Genomic DNA, 24,196 nt, shown 5'->3' with positions numbered 1-24,196 from the left:
TAATTATAGCACACGCATACATATTCTGCCACTTGCAGCGTATAATGTACAAACATTATTTTTCCTGGGTTATGCCTGTTTATGCATAATTCACCAGGAATTTCACCCCAAAGGCCGGAATAAATCTCTGGTGCCGGGTATTTGAAGTCTGAAAGAAATTCTTTCATGACCCTTTGTACCCTGGAAAAGCATGGATATAAGGTTGAGAGCTATATCGACCTTTCACACCCGGCACCTGGCAAACGTGACCCGGCAAAACGCAAAAACCCGGTTTTTTTATAATATTTCCCAACAAATTTGAGAGGCGGATGATCTATTATGCGTGACAATCACTGTTTCAGATTAACCAAAGTGGAGGACACCCACCGGACCGGTATGTACCGGCAATACCTGGCCCGGATAAAAAAAGACCGGGAGCGGGCCGGTCGCTTAACCGGCTTTTCCACCCCCGGCCCACGGGATAATATGTATTACCACCTTACGCCCCACGGTAGATTAATAAAGGCCACCAGCAGTTAATGGTGGCCGGGTAACTATTTATCAGCCGTAAAATCCTACGATCTCAGTTCGGGCTTCATCTTCCTGTTTCAATCCTGCGTTTGTTTGTAATATTCCACCGTATCCCGCAGGCCGTCAACCAAAGTTCGCGTTGCCCGCCACTTAAGGCCGGTGGCCGCCGCCCTTTCGTCCAGGTAACTGTGTTCAATGTCACCGGCCCGGGGCGGGCAATATTCCGGTTCTAGCCCGCTGCCGGTGATTTCCCGCAAAATGTTGTAGAGCTCATTGACCGATGTGGGCAGGCCGGTGCTGATGTTGTAGACACCGCTGCCCGCTGCACTGTCCGCCTCCAGCGCCGCCAGGTTGGCCCGGGCCACGTCTCCCACAAAGACAAAGTCCCTGGTCTGCTTGCCGTCGCCGTATATCCGGCACCGCTGCCCGCGCAGCAAACGGTCTGTAAATATGGCCACCACGCCGCCTTCCCCGGTGGCGTCCTGCCGGGGGCCGTATACGTTGGCGTAACGCAGTGCAGTGTAATCCAGGCCGTACAAGGCCTGATACACCGCCAAATAATGTTCCACGGTATGCTTGGAAACACCGTATCCGGACAGCGGGTGTACCGGGTGCTTCTCGTCCACGGGCAGGTAGCGGGGATTGCCGTATACCGCCGCCGAGGAGGCATAGATTATTTTCCGTACAGCGCAGGCACGGCAGGCCTCCAGCAAATTTATGGTGCCCATAATGTTAATGGCGGCATCAGCGGCGGGGTTATCCACGCTGGTCTGTACATCGATCTGGGCGGCATGATGAATAACATAGTCGGGTTTTTCGGACCGCAATGTATCCCGCACAAACTTTTCGTCCCGCAGATCGCCCTTGTAAAAATTCACCCGGGGGTCAATATTTTCAAACCGCCCGGTGGACAAATTGTCCAGCACGGCGGTTTGCGCCCCCCGGGCAATCAGTGCATCCACTATATGGGAGCCGATAAAGCCGGCTCCCCCCGTAACCAAAACTCGCATAAAATCCTCCCACGGGCTTAAAAACCTACCCCGCTAATTTATCAAAGTCAACCGGCGCCGTCAAAACTGATGCCGGGTGCTCCCAAGGTTGAAAGAAATTCTTTCATGACGTTTTGTGCCCTGGAATGGGCATGCATATAAGGTTGAAAGATGGCTGTAAGTTATTTTACCCTACCCGCCACGACATCTTCCAGGTAATTGCGGAATTCCCCGGCCAGGTCCGGCCGGTTCAGGGCAAACTCCACCATCGCCTTGAGGTAGCCCAGCTTGTCACCCACATCGTAACGCTTGCCATCGAACACCAGCCCGTACATAGCCTTTTGCAGGGCCAGTTCCTTCAGGGCGTCGGTAAGCTGTATTTCTCCGCCCGCGCCGGGTTTGGTGCAGGCCAAAATATCAAATATCTCGGGCTCGATAATATATCGCCCCATAATAGCCAGCCGGGACGGCGCCTCCTCCAGAGGCGGTTTTTCCACCAGGCTGTGCACCCGGTAGATGTTCTCTTTGACCGGTTCGGCGTCCAGAACGCCGTATTTGCTGACATCCGCCGGGGGAACCTCCTTGACGCCGATAACCGAACCCTGCACCTCTTCATATAAGTCCATCAACTGCTTCAGGCAGGGCACCTCGCTGTGCACAATATCGTCCCCCAGCAGCACGGCAAAGGGCTCGTCACCCACAAATCGCCGGGCACAGTGCACGGCATGCCCCAGCCCCCGGGGCTCCTTTTGCCGCACATAATGAATTTCAGCCAGGTTGCCGGTCTCCTCCACTATTTTAAGCAAATCCTCCTTACCTTTGCTGCGCAGGTGATTTTCCAGGCTGGTGGATTTATCAAAGTGATCCTCAATGGACTTTTTATTCCGCCCGGTAATAATCAATATGTCCTCAATGCCTGATCTTACCGCTTCCTCTATTATGTACTGAATGGTCGGCTTATCCACAATGGGAATCATTTCTTTGGGAAGCGCTTTGGTGGCCGGTAAAAAACGCACTCCCAAACCGGCTGCAGGAATAACCGCCTTTTTAATCCGCACTGGTATACCCTCCTCCGTTCCGCCACATTCACTGGCAACAGCATACGCACGCGCCCATCCCCGAACAAGAAATTGTGCGCCCGGCAGCTTTAAACTATATTTACCCTTACCAGACCGGTCGACATATTACATTTATATATATGCTGGCAGTGCTTCAAATGTTTGGCAAATGACCTTGCTTACATTAGTTTATTGGATGCTACATTCTCCGGGTGGCACCACTTCAAATATTTGGCAATGCCTCCGGCCTGTTTCGGTGTTTATAAATACTTCCATATATAACCCATAAATCCTTTTTTGTAACAGTCCTCTTAATCTTCTGTTAACAAGGCACAGGATGGTTCAAGTTAAACCCGGTTCTTGAACCCCACTTTTTTCAAACCGGTTGCGGCTCAGTGGTGAATAAACCGGTTTTCCGGATATTTTCCGGATTACCTGCGTTAAGTTTTACCTTAAACTTTTTATCGAAGCGATCAATTGGTCGAATAAAAAAGCGGTCCTACATTTTAGAGGACCGCCGCTCGTTGTATTCATCGGTCATTCTGTGCCTCATCCGGTGGGAAAAGCCCAGCACTCCCACGCGGTCGGCCAGGTAAATCAGCACCATCGCCAGTATAACCAGCATTACCAGTGCATGGTCACCGCTCACCAGGTTCAGTACCACAGCGGTTAATCCCAGGAAAGCACTGATGGCGTATATAACCAGCACCGTCTGCCGGTGGCTCAGGCCCATGGCCATGAGCTGGTGGTGCAAGTGTTCACGGTCGGGCTGAAATATAGGCTTATGCTTGTTATAACGCCTGATCACCGCAAAGAAGGTGTCCAGCAGGGGTACCCCCAGGATGACCAGGGGAATAATCACCGACACCGCCGTGGCGCTTTTGGTCAGGCTCATGATGGACATTACCGCCAGGGTAAACCCGAGAAACAGTGACCCCGAATCACCCAGGAATATGGTGGCCGGGTGAAAATTATGCTTCAGGAAACCGGTTACCGCCGCCACCAGCACCAGGGCCAGCATAATCATTTCAGGCATGCCGCCAACCCCGAATATGTGCCCCTGTGTCCAGGCCACCGCAGCCATGGTCAACGCCGCTATGCACGACACACCGCCGGCCAGGCCGTCCAGGCCGTCGATAAGGTTTACCGCGTTGGTTACGGCCACCACCCAGAACACGGTGATGGGAATACTGAGCAGCCCCAAAAACAACATCTGCCCGGTTAACGGGTTGGTTATATAATGTATCTGGATGTCAAAGGCTATAACCACCAGTGCGGCCACAACCTGCCCCAGCAGTTTAACCCGCGGGGAAATACCCCGGATGTCATCCAGCACCCCCACCAGCAGCATTACCGTGGCACCGGCAATCAATCCCCACACTGGCAGCACCGCCCCGGGAAACAAATACCGGAGCAACAGCACCCCGGGCACAAAGGCCAGGTACACAGCCAGTCCACCCATGCGGGGCATTACACCGTTATGCACCTTGCGAGGATCGGGATGATCCAGCGCCCCTGCCTTAACGGCCAGCACCCGCACGCCGGGGGTGACCAGGTAACCCAATACCAGGGCCAGCACCAGGGGCAGTATATATTTTTCCACGCAAATCCCTCCAGCCGGCTAATATTCGGCTTAAGACATGTCTCTTTATTTTATCACCGGCAGCGCGGTTTGCACAAAGCGCAGTTATCGCCAATATTCCGGCGAAATCTTCAAATAAGCCGCCAATGCGCAGGGTTTGTCCACCCGCCCCCGCAGCGCGCGGTTTTATGCGCCGGAGAGTCACTATGCGCCGGTTTATGCTGAATGAAATAAAACTTCGTTATTCTTTGTCCACCAGCGCAAAAAGCAACTCGGCCTCAGCCACCACTTCATCGCCCACCTTGGCGATACCCTTGCCCTTACCCAGGCTGCCGCGCACCCGCAGCAGTTCCACATCCAGATGCAGCACATCCCCGGGCACCACCTGCCGCCTGAAGCGCGCTTTATCGATACCCGCAAACAAAGCCAGCTTTCCGGTAAATTCAGGCGTGCTCAGCACGGCCACCGCACCCACCTGGGCCATGGCCTCGATGATCAGCACCCCGGGCATCACCGGGTGGCCCGGAAAGTGCCCCTGGAAAAACTGCTCGTTAACACTCACGTTTTTAATACCCACCGCCCGTACACCGGGCACCAGTTCTTGAATCCTGTCCACCAACAAAAACGGGTAACGGTGGGGCAGTATATTCATAATATCCTTTATATTTATGGCCCCGTTGGCCACACCAGCCATATCCAACACCCCTTTATTTATTTTTTGTGTATCTAGACGGCACCACCGGCCGAGCGGCCATCACCGGCCCAGCAGCCACTGCCAAATAGACAGCGCCAAGCGGCCACTGCCAAGCGTTAACCACCGTCCAAACAACGATAGCGGGTCAGCGGCCATGGCCGGTTATTTGCAGCGCCAAACTCGCGGTGCTGCTGGCGGCCCTTTGCAGCTCGCTCATTTTCGCGGCCATATTAGCCGCCAGCTGTTCTTTTTCCGCCAGACAGGTCTCGGCCAGGTTGGCCAGTTCCAGGTCGTTTATATCAGCGGGTTTTCCCGCGGGGGCCAGCCCGATACGGTTTAAAAACCGCTCCACCTTGGGGTCGTAGGCGATACCCACCGGGGGCACACCGCACACCGCTGCAAATATCAGGGCGTGCAGGCGCATACCCACCAGCAGGTCCAGGTTGCCCACCAGGGAAATCATTTGCGGTACGGTAAGTTTGGTGCTGATAATCTTGTGCGGTTCCAGCATCCCCGCCGCCACTTCCCGGGAGACCGCCAAATCACCCGGGCTGTGCATGGGCACAAAGACGATGGTCCGCCCCGCCCGGGCCAGCCGGTCACAGGCCCGGGCCAGTTCCAGCTCCCAGCCGGATGAACCGGGCAGCGGTCGCACCGAAACCCCCACCACGCCCGTTCCCGGCGTTATGTCGTGCTGCCGCAGTATTTCCGCCCCCGCGGACATGTCTATGTCCTCGCGGCGCAGGCCCAGCACCGGGTCGGCGGTCACCTGCACAGGCCGCTTAACTCCCATGGCCTGTAGATCGTGCAGCGACTCCTCATCCCGCACCGTCACCGCCTGCACCCGCCCGGTGGTAAAGCCCACCAGCCGCCGGCCCGCTTTGGTGGTCACCGGGCCGATGCCCTGGGCGTAGTACATCACCGGACGGCGCAGCAGCCGGGCCAGCCAGATCACCCCCAGGTAATAGAGCAGGCTTTGCAGCCCGGTAACGTCCTGCAGCAAACTCCCCCCGCCGCTGATCAGTAAATCGGCCCGCCGCAGCGCCCCGGCCACCTCCCGCATGTTCCAGCGATCCACTGCGTGTACCCCGTAGTCCCTGGCGGTGGCAGGCGGGTCGTTGGACAGCACGGTAATGGCCATCTCCGGGTTGTTTTGCCGCAGCGCCCCTATTATGCTGTACAGTACCGCCTCGTCACCCAGGTTGCCAAAACCGTAGTAGCCGGATATTACCACTTTATCGCCCATAATAGTCCCTTCTTTGCTAACATTGTCCATATTTTAACATACATTTATACAAACTGAAAGGGCTCCCGAACCCGTCGCACGCGCCCCGGCCTGGCTCCCGGCACGATAAAGGGGTTCATAACCCGGTAACGCCACCAGCCCCTGCCAAAAGGCGAGTACCGGAGTATTACAATTGACATCAACAGTCATGACAGTCTCTTCCCAATGTTGATATAAAATTTGGTGGCACCACATTTTTTATTTCAATGTCAAACTCAAGTTAAAGGCACAAGTTAAGGCCTGGCGCGCGCCAGGCCCGAGTTGGATTACCAATCCATATCATCGTCAACTATATCCAGTTATTCAAATAATACAGTTACTTTAAACAACTTTAAGCCTGACCCCTAATTGTTGATGATGATCTCAACGTGGCTTGTGCCGGGTTCTTCCCGGTTACTTTCACCCGGGGCTTCGTACCAGGTTTGCTGGTCAACGTCTATATAATCATCGTCGTCGTCACCGGTGTTGCCGTCCTGCCCGTCGCCGGGGTATGTGGCATCGGAGGTGTTGTCACCGGTGTAGTCGGGGATGGTGTTGTCACCGGCAGTGCCGGCATCGTCAATGTAGCCAGTGCCGGTTTCCGGTTCATAATCTTTCACCCGCTCGGGTACCGAAGGTGTGGTCCGCTCCATGGCCACCTGGGTTGGCGTGTTACCCGTCATGGCTCCCCGCACCACTTCCATAACTTTACCTTCTTCGAACAGCGACCGGGCCACTTCCCTGGCATTTTGCGGGTCCACGTACCAGTAACTGACACCATGCTCATCCAAAAACCAGCCCGGCATGGTCTGGGTGACCAGCTGGATGTTATCCAGCTTGCTGCCCGCCTGGGCCAGGGCAATCATTTGCTTCAAACCCAAATTGGTTTCCACGTTTTTCTGAATTTCCGGAATCAGTTTGGGTAATTTGGTGATGGACTGTGGTTTCATCACCTCATCGGCAATGGCGGCAAGCAGTTTTTGCTGGCGCTGGGTACGGGTGATATCCCCCAGCTCGTCGCTGCGATAGCGCACATACATCAAAGCATGCTCGCCGTCCAGTCTCTGCACGCCCTTTTTCAAATTGATATCATAGGCGCCGCCGTAGGCGTTTTCATGGTGGTACATATTTTTTTCAACATCAAGAGTTACGCCGCCCAGGGCATCAACAATACCCTTGAAGCCGTTGAAATTGGTGAGTACATAATAATCCACCGGCATCCCCACCAGATTCGATACCGTTTCCATAGCCAGCTCGGGGCCGCCGTACACGGCAGCCGCGTTAATTTTGTTGACCCCGTGTCCGGGCAAGTTAACCTTGGTATCCCGTGGTATGGAAAGCAGCGAAATCCGGTTGTCTTTATTGTTTATGTTGGCCAGAATCATGGTATCGGTCAGTTGACTTGAATCACCGTCCCGCTCATCCACAGCCATCATTAAAATATTCATGCTGGGCAGCTTGGCAATGGGGTCATCTTCAGCCCCACCGGTATCAGCCACATTACCCGTACCGGTGAGCAGCGGCCAAAGGTAAGTGTTGGCCGCCACAAAACCCCCGGCAAAGAGGCCAATCATCAATAATATGAATATGACAAAGCGCAGCTTGCTCTTTAACCTTCGCTTTCTTTTTATGGACATACTCACAGGACACCTCCCTATCAACACAACCAAAAAACCTCAAATCGGACAGCCTATAACGACATAATATATCTTATCGAAGGTTTGTTCAATTAAAAATAACGGTTTCGATGGCAAAAAAAATCAGTTTTTGTAACCCAAACGGTAAGTCCTGAGCACCAGTAGCGCAAATTTAGGCAGCACCAGCATGCGCCGCCAGCGTGACGGTTCACTGATCAGCCGCCCCAGCCACTCAATCTTTAATTTCTGCATCCACAAGGGCGCCCTGGCCACCCGGCCGGAAATGACGTCGAAACTGCCGCCCACCCCAATGGCCACCACATCGCCGATGCTTTCAATATGGCGATCAATCCACTTTTCCTGGGCCGGCGCCCCCAGGGCCACAAACAACAGCTGGGGTGCCCTTTGTTTAATGGTCTCCACAATGCCGGCCTCTTCGTGGGGCTTAAAATAACCGTGCTGCGTCCCCACCACCTGCAAACCGGGAAAGCGCTTGACCATATTTTCCGCCGCTTCTTCAGCCACCCCGGGGGCGGCCCCCAAAAGGAACACCCGCCAACCCTCGGCTGCCGCCCGCTTCACCAGCCGCAGCATCAAATCAATACCCGTCACCCTTTCAGGAAAGGGCGTACCGGCCACACGCCCGCCCCAGACGATACCTTCGCCGTCGGCGGTTACCAAATCCGCTCTGTCCACCAGTTCCATGAGGGTATGATCCTCCCGGACAGCCCGGTAAAGAAATTCGGGATTCAATGTAATGATCCGGCGGGGGCCTCCGCTGCGAACCAGTTCCGCAACCCGCTCCTCGGCCTGCTCCATGGTCAGGCAGTCCACCGGTGCCCCCAACAAGTTTATTCTCATACAAAAATCACCTGATATATATAGTTCTTTAGTATTAATGGTCATCCCTTTTTGTAATTATTTTACAGATAGCTAAAAATCCCGAACCGCGGCCAAAATTTCATATGCACACCCTGTTTTTGGGGCAACCCCTCACCTGTAATGACGGGGATGTGGAAACGACGACCACGAAGCATTATTGTTTACCAGGCAACTCCTCACCTATAATGACGCGGCAGCCGGTCCGGTGGTTCCATTAACTTTGCAATAGGCCCTCAATTAACCCACCGGCGGTGCGGCAAATTACGCCATAGCCGCCCGCCATCACGCCTTTGCGCCCGCCCGCAGGTATTTTTCGTATAACCTTTCCCCTATCAGCCATATAACGATGAGCACCAAACCACCAATGATACCCAGCCACAGCCCGTGAAAGCTTCTTAAAAGAGACACCACCAGGGGGGTATGGATGTGGGCATAGGTATTCACCAGGGAAATTTGCCCGATGGCCCCGCCCAGTAACAGGGGCATATAGCGGTTATCCCGGTAGCCCAGGTAAAACAGCAACAACAGCAGCGGGTGCCCGAACATAAACTCCTTGGTGCGGGGGCGCACCCCCAGCAAATTATCCAGCATGGTACGGAACTGCAGTTCCAGGGAAGATACCGCTGCGGATTCATTGCCGGTGCGGGAAACATATACCAAGAGCACCACCAGCAGCACCCCGGCGGCCACCGCAAATTTCACCAGTATGGGCTGATCCATAAACCTGCTCAACTGCTCTTGCCAGCCCGCGTCCCTTTCCCGGCTGCGGAAGAAAAATATACCGGCCAGCAGCGCCAAAGGTATTACATGGGCCAGCTTCACCCCGGTGAACTGGTCCAGCTTGAGCATAAAACCAATATCCGCCAGCAGGCCCACCATCAACAGTGCCCCCACCAGCGAATACAAAGAGGTGCGCAGCAACAGCACAATACTGTGTCCCAGCCGGGAAGGCTCGGGCCAGGTGGATGGCCGCCGCCCGGATTCCCATCGCACCTGCCGCCCGGGCCACTGCCGGGATGCGGGCTTTAACCCGGCAGGCCCCGGTTTTAAATTGACGGCCAGGGACAGGGTGGGGAACACCACCACCGCCCCAAAGGCCATCAACTTACGGGCCGGGCCGGTGAAGTCAACGGCTAAAAGCCCCGCCCAGCAAAGCAGGCCCGCCAGGCCGATATAGGGCACAAGGCCAGTTAGCCCCATCACCATCAGCAGCAGCATCCCCCCGGCAATAACCCCCAGCCCAATAACAAACAACAGCCCCCGGGAAACGGGCAGCGGCTCCAGGGTGGATGCCTCTTCGATATGCATCCCCTCAGCCAGCAGTCTGTCGCGGGTTTCATCCACCAGCTGCAAATTAAACTGCAGCATATCGGGTTCATCCGGTTTCATATAACTGTGCAACAGCAAAACCCTGATATTGCGCTCGGTGGCCGCCAGGCTGAAACGATCCACCATCTCGGTAATGCTGAAATTCCTTTTGGCATACTCCTCCAGGCTCAGGCTGTGCAGCCTGATCACTTGTTTATCCAGCAGCAGCCCCAAACTGGACATGCCTTTCTGGTTGAAAAACTCTATCTGTACCGCAGGCACACCCAAATCCTTGATATGGTAGGAAATTTGCCTGGTCAATTCCGGATCTCCGACCCCGGGCAGTTGGGGATCGTTGAAGGCAATGGCGGACAAATTAGGTGCACGGGCTATATCCTCAAATACATAATCCAGGCCCGCCGGGGTAACCTGGTTCCAGGTACGCAGCTGCACCATGGTTTGCAAACCGGCCTCCCGTATTTGTTGCCAGGCCTCCTCGGAGTAACCTACCCCCATTTGCTCAAGGAAGCCCCAGTGATATGACGCTCCAAAAACATAAAGCCCGGGCTTTTGCCAGTGGTCGGGGGCGTTTACCTGCACCCCTTTGGCCTCCAGCTGGCCCCTGACCCTTTGGTATGTCCTTTCACTGGTAAAGATAAAATAGCGCTGTCCGGGGTCGATTTCCTCCCGGTAATTTTCGCCCCACAACTGCGTTAGGCCGGGCCCGGCCCCCACCAGCAGTTCCTGCCCGGTGCGCATGATAAACTCAGCGTTTTGCGCCGCCTCCTGCACCGTGGGTTCCTTTACCAGCACGGTGGTAACACCCTGGTCACGGAACTGGTCCAGCGCCTCGGCGGTGCCAATGCCCTTCATCCGGGCCAGGGCGGCAACTTCATCATATACCACGGCCAGCTCTACGCCGCGGTGGTCCCTCTCCAGGGCCAATCTTTGCCAGGCCGCGTAACCGGCGGCCACCATGGATACAAAAATTACTCCGATTAATAGCAATTTCCAGCTTTTTTCGTTCACAGGTATGCCTCCAACAATTAATTAGACCGGTTGCAGCGCCCGCTCGTATCAGCGCCCATACCCCGCGCTCCCGCCGGTAACGGCAAGGCCTCCGGGGCACGTACCATATGCCCGGGCCATAAACTTCCGCCGTCAATGGCACGGCCCTCCGGGTCATCGCCCGCCGGTACCGCGGTACCGTACATATCACACAGGCCGGAATCCGGCCTGGTTTGCACCAATTAATCCAGCGCCAGGCGCCATTCCCTGATCAGCATATACCCGGCCCCCCGGGTCAGGGGCTTTTGCTCGTCCATAAAGGCCGCCCAGAGTTCCTTGTGCCTTTCAAACAGCCCCTGCCGCGCCAGATAGGCAAAGGCTTCCTTTTTGCCCATGTCCAGCCCCAGGTAGCGCACCAGCATGTAACACGCGTCATATATGTTAAATACGTTGGCCTCGGGCACCAGCCGGGGGTGCCCGGGCACCGGAGCACCGGTTTGCCGCACGGTCCGGGACAGTACATTGATGAACACCTGGTCGGTCATAGCCTCGTCCAGGCGGTAATCATTTTTGTACCCGCCCGCGGCCAGGCCAAGCCCGCGCACAAATTTCAACCCCTGGTAACACCAGTGTTCAGCCAGCGCATTGGGTATCTCAAAGGGTTGCAGTTTTACGCCCTGGCGGTTCAATATATTTTGCAGCCGGCCCATCAACAAAGGATTACCGGCCAGCGACCGGAAAGAGAGGCCCGTTTCTTTGGCCAGCGCCGCCGCGGCCCCGGCCGCCTGCCCCGCCGCCATGCCCACCGGAATGGTTCTGGCGCTGCCGTGGGCCAGCGAATCAAAGCCGGCCGCCCGCCCCACCACCAGCAGCCCGTCCACATACAGGGGCACCAGGCACCGGAAAGGTACCGCATACTTCTGGGGGCTGCCGATAACAGCGCCGGGTATGTCCGGCCCCGCGGGCTGCATATCCACCGGGTAGGAGCCAAAGGCAATCCGGTCGGCAAAATCCCGGTTTTCCAGCACGTCATCCACCGTCAATATATATTCGCACTGCATATGCCTGGATTCCCGCACATACAGTTCGGGGGCCACCCCGGCCAGTTGCGCCCCGGCCAGCCCGGGAACATGGCCGTTTAAGAATTCCACCACCCGGGGCAGCTCTTTAACGGCTATTTCCCGCCCCTGGCGCCGGGAACCGGGGTCCAAAGGGTCCACCCCGTAAATCAGCAACGCGTTCACCAGTAAACTGCCGTCCCTTTGCCTGCCGATATTCAACCCCCGGAGCAGCAACCGGTCTGTAGTAGGCTGGTATTGGGCGGTGAATTCACTGAAACCCCAGGCGCTGTACCGGGTGGCCCCGGTGAAACGGCTATCGTCCTTGAACCTCAGGTGGTAATGTATCTTCAGCCAGTCCCAAAAACTCACGTTGTCCAACTTAAAAACCAGTGTCGCCGCCATTTGCCGGGATTGCCGGCCAATATCCTCCTGGCCCACGGTGTAGGGCACCCCGGCCTGGGCGGCCATGTCCCCGTCCTGGGTGGCGTCAATCAGGCTTGCGGCCCGGATTTCCCTGGCCCGGCCGTCCATCACCACGCTTATGCCCCTGACAGTAGCGGCGTTGACGCCTTCGCCGGTGTCACCGCCATCCTTCACCACCGGTGACATTTGTTCCACCCCCGGCAGATAGTCCAGGTTCGGTTCGGCGTTCATCATGGCGTTAAACACCCCGGCGGCGGTGGTCACGTCAAATGAATCTCCTTCTATTTTCTCATAAAATTCCCCGAAAATACCTTCATTTAATATACCCCCGTCCGGGGCATAATTCATGTCGATGCTGTTGAGCCAACCCCTGGTCATCAACCCGCCCGGTTCGGGCCGGGTGTCCACCAGCAGCACCGATAAACCGTTCCTGGCCCCGGATACGGCAGCGGCTATGCCCTCGGGGTCACTGCCCGCCACAATCAAGTCATAATACTCCGCCGGGTTGGCCACGGGCTGCGGCTTTGTGTCCCCAGCGGGCTGTCCCGTGCAGGCTGCAAGGGTGAGTAATAACACCGCTGTGACCAGGCAGGCAAGTATCGTCAAATGGCTTGTGACCGTGCTATTCCGGTTTTTGCAGTTTATACGGGTTTTCCGGATCAGGTTGGCCATGGTGACGCCGGGTTTACAGGCAGGCCTCATGTTGCCCCCCGGAAGCGCAAATATAACATAATTACACTCCTGTTTGTTTTCATTATAGAATAGACACCCATGCCGCCAACGCGGCACCAGCAGAGGATAAAAATTACCTGACGCTATTTTCGTATAGTATTCGACAAAGCATCTATTCTACAAACACCGGGAATTTCCTGCCAATGTAAAAAAGCAGGTGTTACCTGCTTTGGGTGACGTATTTGATGCGATATGGATTTATTGAATTTTACAGCAAATGTATGAAAAATCATTAAATTTAATATCGTATTCGTCTTCAATAACCTTTTTACTAGCTTTATGTACTACTTCTCTATACTGCTGATACGTATAGACATGCCCCATCCATTTATTTTGAGAAAAAGCCTTTACCCACTGGTCAACTGGAAATAAATCATGCAAAGTTAAATACCCTTTATCATGACCTTCACTTTTTATAGCCCATTGATCTCCTTCTTTAAATTTAGCTATTTTAGGCATATCCAACCAAATATCCTTGTATGTAATTCTTGCTTCTGTTTTTTTAGCTTCATCAGCAATCTTTTCCCTTATACTCTTCATTTCTTTAGGGTTTTCGTATAATCTCATAAGTTTCCATAAGTTATTTACCGTTTCTTTTGTTACGGTACGTCCTGATATTGCTAAAGCTCTTTTAGGTAGATTTCTATTGAGCAAATTATGGGCTAGAATAGAACAAGATTGCGGTATATCACTTTGTTTTGCTAAGTTATATATATCGTCATCAGTTAAGTACAGATAATCGGCAGCGCTATTAAATTGTTTTCCATATACAGTCAACTTATGTTCAAAAATTTCCTCAAATATTGAGCTAAATAAACCTTCTGCAGCACGAACCTTCTGATGATGATAAACTGTACTCTGCAGCATCATTTTATCAAAAACTATTTGTTCTAAAGTCGAAACCCCACTTACATCAATTGTAAGGCGCTTTTCTTCACGGCTTCTGATTTCATTATATACAGTTATCACATCCAATGTATAAAAAAGCCTGTCCAAATCAAGAATCATTTGCACACCGGTAAAGTGGGAATCTCTTTGAATATAATCAAGTTTATCCGCATCAAATGCACCATTAATTATATCTACTAAAAAACCTTTTTGGGAATCACTAATATAACCTATAATCAGTTCTCCAATAAAATCCAAATCCATTTTTCTACCCCACACTTGGGTAGCTATGTTTTTGTTATAGAATTCTTTAAAAGCTTCGCTGGTTACAATTAGATAACTTAATATCTCGTGAGCATTTGGATTTGTTGCAGCCAACTTGGGATCAGATTTTTTTTCTTCCTTTAGATCATCACAGTGCTGAAACAACATTTCAGACATATGTGAAAAAGGACCATGGCCACAATCGTGAAGTATCCCTGCCATCCGTATGCAATAAAGTTCTTCGGAAAAATTTTTGACTAACCCCTTTTCAGCCAGCGAACGGATAAATTTATCACCTATAATTGCTACTCCCAATGAATGCTCAAATCTGTTATGGTTACCGGACGGCCAGATAAGGGAAACAACGTCAACCTGGCTTATTCGCCGCAATCGCTGGAGAATAGGAGAATCAAGAACTGCAATTTCGTGTGCATAAAACAAATTTGTTCCTAAAATAGTATCATGTATGACCTTATTACCTCGTACATTTACTTTATAATTTCTCAGTTTTTCTTCAACAAAGGCATTTACTTTATCCCTTAAAGAACCCACACTTCTCTCACCTCTCAAATGCTAAAAATACTCAAGCAACTCTTTACTCATTTCTTGTACAATTTGCCTGCTTTTATCATGTAGCTTATTATATTCCTCCCTCATATAACCCTGCTTAATTGTATAAGTACCATACGATGGATTGCTAGTATCTAATAAGTGAGATGTTTCCAACCTAGAAAGAACTTGGTCAAGTAAATCAGAAAAAGGGGACAATCCCATAACATCAAAATCAAATTCCCACAAATAATCAGCAAATTTGGGATTTTGTTTTAAATAATAAAGAGCCCTATGTATTTTTGCCAGATTTTTTTCTAGGGTATCATCTTCCAATTGAGATAAGATAGCCATTATTAGCTCATCAGGACGTATATCAGTTTTTGTTTCCGCACTGGTTGTTGCAACCACTTTATTACCTCCTTTTTGCTTTATTTATTGTATATATATGTTACGCTCCTGTAGCATTTTGTTATTTTATCTTATTGCTTATAATAACCCTTATTTTAGTATATTCAAAAAAAACCACTCTTTCCCTTCAATTTCATAAAAATTTTTATGGAATCAGGTTATATTAAAGAGCTTCACAGCAATACTCGCCAAAAGCTTTTATTCGGGCGTTTGCAATTGCCCGTTTTTTCATATATACCAATTATAAGATTACTTTAATAAACTTTAAGCCTGACCCCTTCCTGTTCGAGGCGGAGGTTGTTTTTGAGCATGTGTTGAATCACCGGGTGGAAAACCCGGTACTTCTCATCCTGCAGCAGGCGGTGGAGTTTTTTGGCGTATTCCTTGTTGAAGGGAAGGCAGAATTTTTTATACTTTTCCAGTGTGTCTATGTCCATGGCCAGGGGTTGCAATTCGGGCAGGCAATTGTCCCGCAGGTGGGTGAATATGGTGAAGCCGCCGTAATCTATGTCTCCCCAGTGGTAAAATGACACTGCCCGCCCGTTCTGTACGAAGAAATCCCTGATCTTCAGTAAAAAGTTGCGGCGGTGGGCATTGTGGTAGCCGCCCAGGTAGACCGCCAGGCAGTTTTTCCGGCCCTCCTTGATAAAGCTGTAAAAGGCAGTTAAATTTTCAATGGTAATTACATAATCCACCGGGGCCGCCACTATTTGCATGGGGCCCACCATTTCCGTGGCGATACCAAGGTCCGGGTAGAAGTATGACACATTGATCAATTTGCCCGCCACGGTAAACTTTAAATCGCCGCTGATAAAAATATGCTGGGGGTTGTCCACAATCCCCAATTCGGCCAGTATTTCATCCGGCCCTTCCAGCCCGGCCCGGCGCAGGCCGGCGTTGAAATCCACCGCCGCCCGGGCCACCGCGCTTTTCACCTGGTCAAAGGCCTTGGTGGAACCCAGCACCCTCTGGCTGAACACTCGCCGGGGAGTTTCCTCCTCCAGCAAGGATGCTTCCCTGACCGCCTTGAACAGCATAGCGGCCCGCCGGGTATCGCCAATATCCAAATAACGGGCCACACTCTCCCCGCTGTCCGCCCGCTCCGCCACCCAGCCCAGAAATTCGGCCGCCCAGGGAGCGGCTCCCCGGGCGTATCGACGGGCCAGCCCGGCCACTTCACTCTCCCGGGCCTCCCGGGGCCGGCGGCCCAGAAAATCGTAAGCTTCCTGCAACCGGTGGTGATTCAAGGCCAGCTTGTTGATCAAATTGCCCTCCTCGAACCGCTCCCAGACAATTTCCACCAACCCCCGCTCCTCCAAAAGCAAAGCCCCTTCATTGATGCTTTCCTTGTGGCGGGCGGTGGAATCGTCAAAATAACGGGGCAAATTGCGCCGGTTGAAGCGCAGCCAAACCCGCCGGTTGTTCCGGGGTGCACCCTTATAAAGGGCGCTGTTTTCGAATTTATCCAACAGCAGGTGCAGCAGCTTTGCTGCGTCTTGCATAGCTTTACAGCCCCTTTGACCAAATTATTCTCCGGCCCCGGCCAGGGCCGCTTCTTTCAACTGGTGATAATCCTCAATCCAACTGTAATGCCCGTCCCGCAGCACCAGCAAAGTGGTGGGCAGGTGAGGCGCAATATACTCGCACTTATCGGTGGGAGCGGCAATGATGGCCTGCATCCCCAGGTCCCTGATAAACACCAGGCTGTTTTCCACCCGGTCACTATCCATGCGGTTGAAGGCCTCGTCGAACATCATCAGGCGAATGCTGTCGCGGTTGGTCTTAGCCCGGTACAACTGCACAAAGGCGGCGACGATGGCCACATAAAAGGGCGTCTGGGTCTCCCCGCCGGATTTTTCCCGGCAAACCTTGGAGTAGGTGGAAGTTTCACCATTGTCGTGATAAATTTTAATGTCATAATCCAGAAAAGTGCGGTAGTCGGTATACTCGGCGATACTCTCGGGCAGGTATTTGGGCGGCAGGTTGATAATTTTGTCGAACAAGTCATCCATGGCCTCCCGGTGCCGGTCCCGGAACATGGAATCGAACAGCGACCTGCCCCCCTCAACCATGTCGGTGTCCATGATCATATCATGGAACTTGCGGTGCTGTTCCGAAGGTTTGACCAGGAACCGGTAGCGATCCGAGCCAAAGTTGATCCCCTTTAAAGCCTCGTTGAGAAAGCCAAACTCTATGTGGGCGTTTTCAATGTTCTCCCTCAGCTTGAAGATGAAATGCTCCTTAAACTCCACCTCGGCCTCCTGCTGGGCCTGGTTAATCTTTTCTTCATACTGGGGCAGTTCACTGTGGGCCAGCTTGCGGTGCTCGGCCACAAACTCGCTTATATCACCGGCGTCCACCCGCCCCCCGAACTGGTGGCGGTTGGCATATTCGCTGAGCATGCGCACCAAATCCTGCTTCTTGTTGTAAATGAGACTGTCCATGGACTTGCGATTGTGCAGGAAATTAGCGGCGATTTCCCCCGGTTCTTTTTTCCGGCGTTCCCGCCCGTACCTTTTATCCCCCTTCTCCACTACGCCCGGATTGGCGGTGCACAGGGCACGGAAGGCCTCCCGGGCTTCAACCGCCGCCGCCTCCAGGGACGTACGGGTTTCGGCCAGCGATTCGATTTCGCCCTCCAGGCGGCCCCGGGCCGACATCTGTTCCCCAATCAGCTTTTCCAGGGCATTGATTTGCTCTTTAAGCTGCTCCATTTTCTTTTTAATTTCAGCGATACCCGAGGTATCAATGGCGGTCAATTCATCCTGCTTGCCCTTGATGGCGGACAGAACCTCCGCCCTCTGCCGGAACACATCCAGGTGCTCGCTGATCACAAAATAATTATCCCCCCGCCCGGTGCACAGGGGCAGCAATTGATTTAACCCCTCCACCCGGTCCGCCAATTCCTTGATCCCGGCCAGCACCTCCTGCAGCCGGGCTTCCTTGCGGGCGATTTGCCGGGCAAAGGCCCGTTGACCGATAAAGGGGGTTTCGTATACCTTGAAGTTAATCTGGCGGGCCGCATTGTTCTGGTAAGTCATGCAGGTGGGGGTGATGGAACGGCGATACTGCTTTAATTCCTGCTCGTTCTCGCACTTCATCACATTTCCCATCAGCTGGCGCACATAGCCCAGGGCGTAGCGGTTGTCCGATTGCACCTCCTCGGCCAGTGAACCCTTTTCCTGCCGGTCCAGGAATTTCAGCACCCGCCCGGTGTTCACCAGGCCCACCCCGGAAATATTGTGTTCCCTCTTGTATCGCTCGTATAACCCCAGGGCAAAATTGAAATGCCGGGGTTCCACAATCAAATCAAAGCGCTGGGTGTTCAGCCAGCCCTCCACCGCGTCCTGCCACTTTTCGTCGGGCACCTCCAGCAGCTCGCAAAGGATGGCGGGTACCACTTCCTGCCCCCGGCGGCGAAAACCGGCGGTAATTACATCCCGCAGTTTGGTAACCCGGGGATCATAAACAAATTTTTTATTGCGCAGGCTTTCCAAGTCCCGCCGCAGCTCCTGTTCCTCATCCCGCAGCTTTTTCAACCCGGCGTTGCATTCCCAAAGGGTTTCCTTGACCCGGGAGGCAATTTCATCCAGCCAGGCCCGGCCTTCGTCCAGCCTTTTCCTGGCAGCCGCCGCGTCCTCCCCGGGCACCTGTCCCCGGGCAATGGCCTCCAGCAATTCCGCCAGCCCGGCCAGGCCGCTTGGTGCCGGTGCCCCCGGTTCTTCCTCCCCGGCAACCCCTGCGGCCCCGGCGGCAGACAACAATTTTTTCAAAGCCCCGGCTTCCCGGCCGGCGGCATCGATAACCCGGTCTTTGACTTTCCCCAGTTCGGCCAGTTTTTCCCGCAGTTCCCTGATCTCCCGGTTGAGCCGCTCCACCAGCTGAAAAGTTTCATTTTGAGCCAGGGTATCACGGTGAGCCTCGTAATCACCCGCCAGTTCACCCTTGCGCCGGCGGTTGCGCTCCAGTTCATCCTCCAGAGCCTTCAGCTCACCCCGCTTTTGCTCCACCAGCCAGGCGTTGCGGGCCAGCTTTTCGGCGGCCTGGTCCATGGTGCCGCGCCTGATCAGGTACTCCTGGACCAGCACGGTTTCCTGGTCCCGGGCAATCTCGTCAAACTTGGCCGTGATTTTCTCCAGCTCGGCCACCTTCTCCCGGGTCCTGGCCGCCAGGTCGCTGTACTCCTTGTAACGCTGCAGGTTTTCCCGCATCACCTCGATGTTGATGTGGCGCTCCTCCAGCACATAGGAATAAACAAACTGCCTGATGTCGGTGATGGGTTTGAAAGAGATGGCCTTCACCAGCAGCGAAAAAAACCGCTCCCCCAGAGAACCCAGCTTGACCAGCAAATCCTTGCGGTAATGCTCGGCGGTGCCGTATACCATCCCCTTCTTCCCCCGCAGCGCCACCTTTAGTTCCTTGATGTTGCGGGGCCGACCGCCCACCAGAAACAGGTCGTCCTCGATGCGGCAATCCTCTATTTTATAGTACTTGCTATCCCAGGTTGTGTTATCGGCATAGGAATCCACCGCCACCCCCAGGATAAAGTGCTTCTTTTTCACGTCATCGTAAAACTCCAGGGCCACATGGGAAGTGATATCCCCGGAACGCAAATAAACCCGCCCCTCGCTGGAATCGCTGCCCGTTTTGCAGCGCAGGTAGCCCAGAAGGTTGCGCCTGGTTTCATCAAAGGCGGATACATTGAATTTAATTTTGCGCAAATCGGCAACCAGTACCAGCTGCAGCGCATCGAGGATGGTGGATTTGCCGCTGCCGTTGTCACCGGTGATCAGGGTGCTGCCATTGATATCGATGGTCTGGTTCACAAAATAGTGCCAGTTAATTAACTTAACCCGGGTCAACAGTTTCATTCATCTTCACCTTCCTCGGGCTGTTTTTCCTCCCCCGCCTCCCGGTACGTGTCCAGCTTGTCATGCACCTGGCGGATATCCTCCACCCGAACGGCAAACAGTATAGTGGGCAAAATCTCCAACCGGCAATCGGGGTCGGTGGCATCGGTATCCAGGGGCCGCACGATATTGAACCTTTTCAAGAGGGCCACCGTTTCCCGGAGGCTTTTCTTATCGATGGGTCTTTTACGAATCCGCAGGGCGGCATATTTCTCCTGAATCTCCCGCACCCTCAGCATAACATTCTCCGCCAGACTGATCTCCCGGCGCTTTTCCTCGTAACACAGCCGGATGATCAATAAAATGATGCTTTCCTCCAGCTTCAGGCGCAGCCGGTTAAAGGCAAACTCATTAACCACCTGGTACACACCGTAGGACTTGTCCAAAGCCAGGGTCCAGCCCGCCAGTTTTAGATAGCTGTGGAACAGCGGCTCGTTGCGCTCGATAAAATAATAATCCCGCCGGTCCTCGTCATTCTTCCTGGTCACAAAGGTGGTGGCCAGGAGTTTGTTCACGATCCGGGTAAAGTCTTCCTGCTCTTTAGGGGATAATTGCTCCCACCTGCTGATTACACTTACCCCTTCCGCCGGCTCCATAAAACCACCCCTTTTATTTACGGCTGATCCGGATATTCTTAAAGTTAAACCCATCCCCGGTGGTAACCCTTTCCGGAGTTGAAAAATCCACCTTGTATTTGGCCAGCCGGGAAGGGGCGTAAGCAGCCACATAAATCAGCTTTAAAAAGTCTTCGGCCTCCCGGACACCCAGCTCTGCGGCCGTAATATCCGCCCGGTCGCCCAGCTTATCCAGTACATAATCATTGATCCTTTCCCGGGTCAACCGCCGGGCCAGCATTTCCTTGTAATGTGCAAGCCGCCGGGCCTTTTGCTCCGCCCCCGGTCCTTCCACCGCGTCCATGGCCACCGGCTGGTGATTTTTGCTGTTCTCCCGGGCGGTAAAAAGGGAACCGTTGTCCAGGTAACCCTGGGTAAAAATACTATACAGCGGCTCCAGGTGCCCGGGCAGCGGGTCGCCCGCCCGCTTTTCCGCCCGCAGCCGGGCCAAATACGCAAGGATATCCATCATCATGCCCTCGGCGTTTTTACTGCTGTTCAACATATATTTCAACTGCAGGAAAGAGGCATTGGCGTACTGGACGTTACGCCGGTCGATTTCCTCCAGCAGGTTGTCCATGGTCAAATATGACTGCCTGATATAATCCATTTTCCGGTACAGCTCCCTGAGGGCCGCATCCCGGTCGGGATACCGTTCCCGGCGCACATCCAAATCCGCCGCTTTTTTCACCCAGGCATCGTCACCCATCCAGCCGTTAATCTTCTTAATTATGCGAGGCCGGTAGCGGGAAACGTTATCCGAAGTCTTCAGCCGGTGGTAGCTGCGGTCGATGATTTCCCTTTTGTAATCCTCAAAGTGCATGCGCAGTATTTCCGCCGGGCTTTTATGACTCAGCACCCGCTCAATATAACGCTTGATGTTGTGGTTTAAGGATTTCAGCCCGTTAATCAATTGCTCGGTTTGCTCATAAGCCTTTTCCAGAGCCAGGTTCCCCTGGCGGTCGGCCTCGGCGGAGTGCAGCAGGGTATAGGTGGCAAACACAAAACCCTGGTACTCGGCCTGGCGGTTCTCCCGTATTTTCTCCAGCGTCTCCAAAATTCGGATGGCGTAATCATTCAAGGTAACGTACTGCTTGTAATCGCTGTATGTTTCCACCGCCAGCCAGCCGGTGGTTTCCAACTTGCGCAGCACAAACCCGGCCCGCCCCCGGGCACCGGCGGGGTTGTCCATGGACTCTTCCCAGATTTCCTCCTCCAAGGCCTGGCCGAAAGTGTCATTTTCCTCTTTTTCCTCTATATAATCAACAATCAGGTCCACCAGCACTTCCCGCTCGATACCAAAGGTGGTCATCAGGTATTGTTCATAAATTTTAAACAAGATGGCCGCATAGTCCTCCTTCAGGGGACTGGCCAGGACGCTGAACAGTTTTTCCGGAATAACATCAAATAGACGCATAATAGTTCTCCTGCCGGATATTGGTTGGTGTCGAAAAATACCTTATAGTTTCCCTTTTTGCATTATACCAGGAACACACGTTTGTTACAACAGGTCAGGCCATAAAAACGCCCGCCCTGTTTGCAAAAAACGCAATAAAATGCGCTTGGAATTATAAGTTACCTGAACAAACTTTAAGCCTGACCCCTCAGGTAGCGGAGGTGGGCGATGGCTTCTCCGGTGGCAAACCATTTTTGGGCTGTGGGGAACTCCTCCCAGGTCCGGCAATCGATATCCCATTTCATTTGCGAAGCTATTTGGTAAGCGCTGGCGCTGCCTTTACGCAGTATGGCCAGGATCTCCTCGGCCCTTTCCCGGTGGTGGCGTTTTAGCTCGTCGATTCTTTTGCGCACGTCGTAAATCAGACTCCGGTGCCCCGGCAGCACCAGTTCAATATCCATCTGGTAAACCTTATCCAGGTTGGCCAGGTAATCCTCCAGGGGATTCTCCTCCCCGGGCACAAACAGGGAAATGTTCGGTGTTATATCGGCAAGGATATGGTCCCCGGACACCAGCACTTTTTTGTCCGGTTCGTACAGGCACATGTGCCCCCTGGTGTGACCGGGGGTGGACACGCATACAAAACGATAATCCCCGGCAACAATCTCATCCCCGTCCTGAACAATGTCAAATTTTATATCACCCCGGGGGGCGTATTTATAACCCGGGTGTTTATCCAGTATGGTCTTCAATTCCTCCTCGGGAAAGCCATGCGCCCGGGCTCCGGCCAAAATTTTGTCCCAGGATTCTTTGCCCAGGATAACATCGGCATCGGGCCTGCTGCAGTACACTTTGGAGGTATCCGTGGCCATAGCCCCCACCAACCCCGAGTGATCGGAGTGCATGTGGGTAATAAAAAAGTCCGTGTTTTCCAGCCGCACATCCAGTTCCTGCAAGGATAAATGGATTACTTCCGAGCATTCCTTCCGGTTCATACCGGTATCGATAATTAAATTTCTTTCCGGTCCTTTGATAACGTAGGAATTGAGCGATTTAAGAGGGTTATTGGGCAGGGGGATCTCGATCAGATAAAGATTGGGCAGTATTTCTTTATACAAAGGGTTTCACTCCTTACACTATTGATACCAACCCTCCGGTATGAAGTCTGCAGCGGTTTACGGGTAGTCCTTTGCCGGTTACAAAACGCTGTATCCTTTGTGGTGGAGATGGTGGGTTGGTTTAATAAGGCAATTATATCATTGCAATCTTTAATTACTGTAACAAACTTTAAGCCTGACCCCCTAATATGGTACAATATAAAAAATTATTGATTTGATTTCGGGAGTGAAAATAACATGTTCTCCTTAAATTTAACCGAAAAAAAAGCTTTAAATGAGTTTTCCTCGCTAATAAAAGACGTTTTGAAAGATAATTTATTTGATATAAAACTTTTTGGCTCCAAATCAACCGGTAAGTTTCATGACGAATCAGATATTGATGTACTTATAGTCGTTAAACAAAGGAACGAAGAAACTATGAACTCAATTAGTGATATATTGTTGGACATAGAGTTAAAATACGCATCTAATATCTCCCCAATTGTACTGACAACCACAGAGTTTATCAAGAATCAGCAACACCAAACCCTGTTTTATCATGAAGTATCCCGGAACGGGATGACGCTATGATTGAAAATAGCTTGGGGCTAGCAGCCTGTCTGAGTATTAACATAATCAAGGAAAATTAGATACTATTAGCAGGGCAATTGGTACAAGTTGTCGAAATATACAATATTATGATCAAAGGATATAAGCCATACAACCCAAATCAAATATATTTATTTCCGCCCGCGCCACAGGATTGGTTACCCAAGGAACATCTTGTTTATTTTATCAGTGATCTTGTTGACCACTTGGATCTAACGGTTATCCACAAGGTATACGAGAAAGGGATAAAAGGTCAACCACCGTATCATCCTGTTTTAATGACTAAGATTCTGTTTTATGCCTATTGCCG

General features: G+C 52.7%; 20 protein-coding genes. 3 read left to right on the top strand and 17 right to left on the bottom strand.

The genetic code is table 11. From position 1 onward, the window contains the following. Nucleotides 1-318: 318 nt before the first annotated feature. The gene (locus LX24_RS10160) at nt 319-519 is read left to right on the top strand and encodes a hypothetical protein (RefSeq protein WP_166512050.1); all 201 of its coding nucleotides are present in this window, start codon (nt 319-321) and stop codon (nt 517-519) included. Between the two features lie 68 nt (nt 520-587). Here LX24_RS10160 and LX24_RS10155 read toward each other — a convergent pair whose 3' ends face one another. The 17 genes from LX24_RS10155 to LX24_RS10075 all read right to left on the bottom strand — a co-directional run bounded on the left by LX24_RS10155 (nt 588) and on the right by LX24_RS10075 (nt 23,298). Then, nucleotides 588-1,520 carry an SDR family oxidoreductase gene (locus LX24_RS10155; RefSeq protein ID WP_166512049.1) on the bottom strand — a complete coding sequence of 311 codons (933 nt, stop codon included), beginning with the start codon at nt 1,518-1,520 and terminating at the stop codon, nt 588-590. A gap of 161 nt (nt 1,521-1,681) precedes the next feature. Continuing rightward, the gene (gene galU / locus LX24_RS10150) at nt 1,682-2,557 is read right to left on the bottom strand and encodes a UTP--glucose-1-phosphate uridylyltransferase GalU (RefSeq protein WP_166512048.1); all 876 of its coding nucleotides are present in this window, start codon (nt 2,555-2,557) and stop codon (nt 1,682-1,684) included. A gap of 499 nt (nt 2,558-3,056) precedes the next feature. Beyond that, complete coding sequence (locus LX24_RS10145) at nt 3,057-4,160, bottom strand: MraY family glycosyltransferase (protein ID WP_166512047.1); 1,104 nt, start codon at nt 4,158-4,160, stop codon at nt 3,057-3,059. 220 nt (nt 4,161-4,380) lie between these two features. Then, nucleotides 4,381-4,833 (bottom strand): 3-hydroxyacyl-ACP dehydratase FabZ, encoded by a 453-nt coding sequence (gene fabZ, locus LX24_RS10140; protein WP_166512046.1) that lies wholly within the window; start codon nt 4,831-4,833, stop codon nt 4,381-4,383. 145 nt (nt 4,834-4,978) lie between these two features. Further along, the gene (gene csaB / locus LX24_RS10135) at nt 4,979-6,079 is read right to left on the bottom strand and encodes a polysaccharide pyruvyl transferase CsaB (RefSeq protein WP_166512045.1); all 1,101 of its coding nucleotides are present in this window, start codon (nt 6,077-6,079) and stop codon (nt 4,979-4,981) included. Between the two features lie 383 nt (nt 6,080-6,462). Continuing rightward, nucleotides 6,463-7,734 (bottom strand): LCP family protein, encoded by a 1,272-nt coding sequence (locus tag LX24_RS10130; protein WP_166512044.1) that lies wholly within the window; start codon nt 7,732-7,734, stop codon nt 6,463-6,465. Nucleotides 7,735-7,857: 123 nt separating this feature from the next. Beyond that, nucleotides 7,858-8,595, bottom strand: a complete 738-nt coding sequence (locus LX24_RS10125) for a WecB/TagA/CpsF family glycosyltransferase (protein ID WP_166512043.1) — start codon at nt 8,593-8,595, stop codon at nt 7,858-7,860. A 303-nt stretch (nt 8,596-8,898) separates the two neighbouring features. Next, a complete protein-coding gene (locus LX24_RS10120; protein WP_166512042.1) occupies nt 8,899-10,953 on the bottom strand; it encodes a DUF5693 family protein in 2,055 nt (684 codons plus the stop codon). Nucleotides 10,954-10,970: 17 nt separating this feature from the next. After that, the gene (locus LX24_RS10115) at nt 10,971-11,171 is read right to left on the bottom strand and encodes a hypothetical protein (RefSeq protein ID WP_166512041.1); all 201 of its coding nucleotides are present in this window, start codon (nt 11,169-11,171) and stop codon (nt 10,971-10,973) included. A 3-nt stretch (nt 11,172-11,174) separates the two neighbouring features. Next, nucleotides 11,175-13,118, bottom strand: a complete 1,944-nt coding sequence (locus tag LX24_RS10110) for an FAD-dependent oxidoreductase (protein ID WP_166512040.1) — start codon at nt 13,116-13,118, stop codon at nt 11,175-11,177. Nucleotides 13,119-13,346: 228 nt separating this feature from the next. Beyond that, on the bottom strand, nt 13,347-14,852 hold the full coding sequence (locus LX24_RS10105; protein WP_166512039.1) for an HD domain-containing protein: 1,506 nt from the start codon (nt 14,850-14,852) through the stop codon (nt 13,347-13,349). A 21-nt stretch (nt 14,853-14,873) separates the two neighbouring features. Beyond that, the gene (locus tag LX24_RS10100; protein ID WP_166512038.1) at nt 14,874-15,260 is read right to left on the bottom strand and encodes a hypothetical protein; all 387 of its coding nucleotides are present in this window, start codon (nt 15,258-15,260) and stop codon (nt 14,874-14,876) included. A gap of 254 nt (nt 15,261-15,514) precedes the next feature. Further along, on the bottom strand, nt 15,515-16,762 hold the full coding sequence (locus tag LX24_RS10095; RefSeq protein ID WP_166512037.1) for a Wadjet anti-phage system protein JetD domain-containing protein: 1,248 nt from the start codon (nt 16,760-16,762) through the stop codon (nt 15,515-15,517). 24 nt (nt 16,763-16,786) lie between these two features. Next, the gene (locus tag LX24_RS10090; RefSeq protein ID WP_166512036.1) at nt 16,787-20,131 is read right to left on the bottom strand and encodes an ATP-binding protein; all 3,345 of its coding nucleotides are present in this window, start codon (nt 20,129-20,131) and stop codon (nt 16,787-16,789) included. Next, nucleotides 20,128-20,766, bottom strand: coding sequence for a DUF4194 domain-containing protein (locus LX24_RS10085; RefSeq protein ID WP_166512035.1), 639 nt, complete (start codon nt 20,764-20,766; stop codon nt 20,128-20,130). Before LX24_RS10085 ends, LX24_RS10090 begins: the two co-directional genes overlap by 4 nt. A gap of 13 nt (nt 20,767-20,779) precedes the next feature. Continuing rightward, the gene (locus LX24_RS10080; RefSeq protein WP_166512034.1) at nt 20,780-22,201 is read right to left on the bottom strand and encodes a Wadjet anti-phage system protein JetA family protein; all 1,422 of its coding nucleotides are present in this window, start codon (nt 22,199-22,201) and stop codon (nt 20,780-20,782) included. Between the two features lie 173 nt (nt 22,202-22,374). Beyond that, nucleotides 22,375-23,298: an MBL fold metallo-hydrolase gene (locus tag LX24_RS10075; protein WP_166512033.1), complete on the bottom strand. Its 924-nt coding sequence runs from the start codon at nt 23,296-23,298 to the stop codon at nt 22,375-22,377. Nucleotides 23,299-23,535: 237 nt separating this feature from the next. Here LX24_RS10075 and LX24_RS10070 point away from each other — a divergent pair, with 237 nt between their 5' ends. After that, complete coding sequence (locus tag LX24_RS10070; protein ID WP_166512032.1) at nt 23,536-23,868, top strand: nucleotidyltransferase domain-containing protein; 333 nt, start codon at nt 23,536-23,538, stop codon at nt 23,866-23,868. A 107-nt stretch (nt 23,869-23,975) separates the two neighbouring features. Beyond that, on the top strand, nt 23,976-24,196 hold a 221-nt coding region (locus tag LX24_RS15370), incomplete at its 3' end, for a transposase (protein ID WP_479723365.1).

It is taken from the genome of Desulfallas thermosapovorans DSM 6562, assembly GCF_008124625.1.
GTDB lineage: Bacteria > Bacillota > Desulfotomaculia > Desulfotomaculales > Desulfallaceae > Sporotomaculum > Sporotomaculum thermosapovorans.
This window is presented reverse-complemented; position numbering and strand designations above follow the sequence as displayed.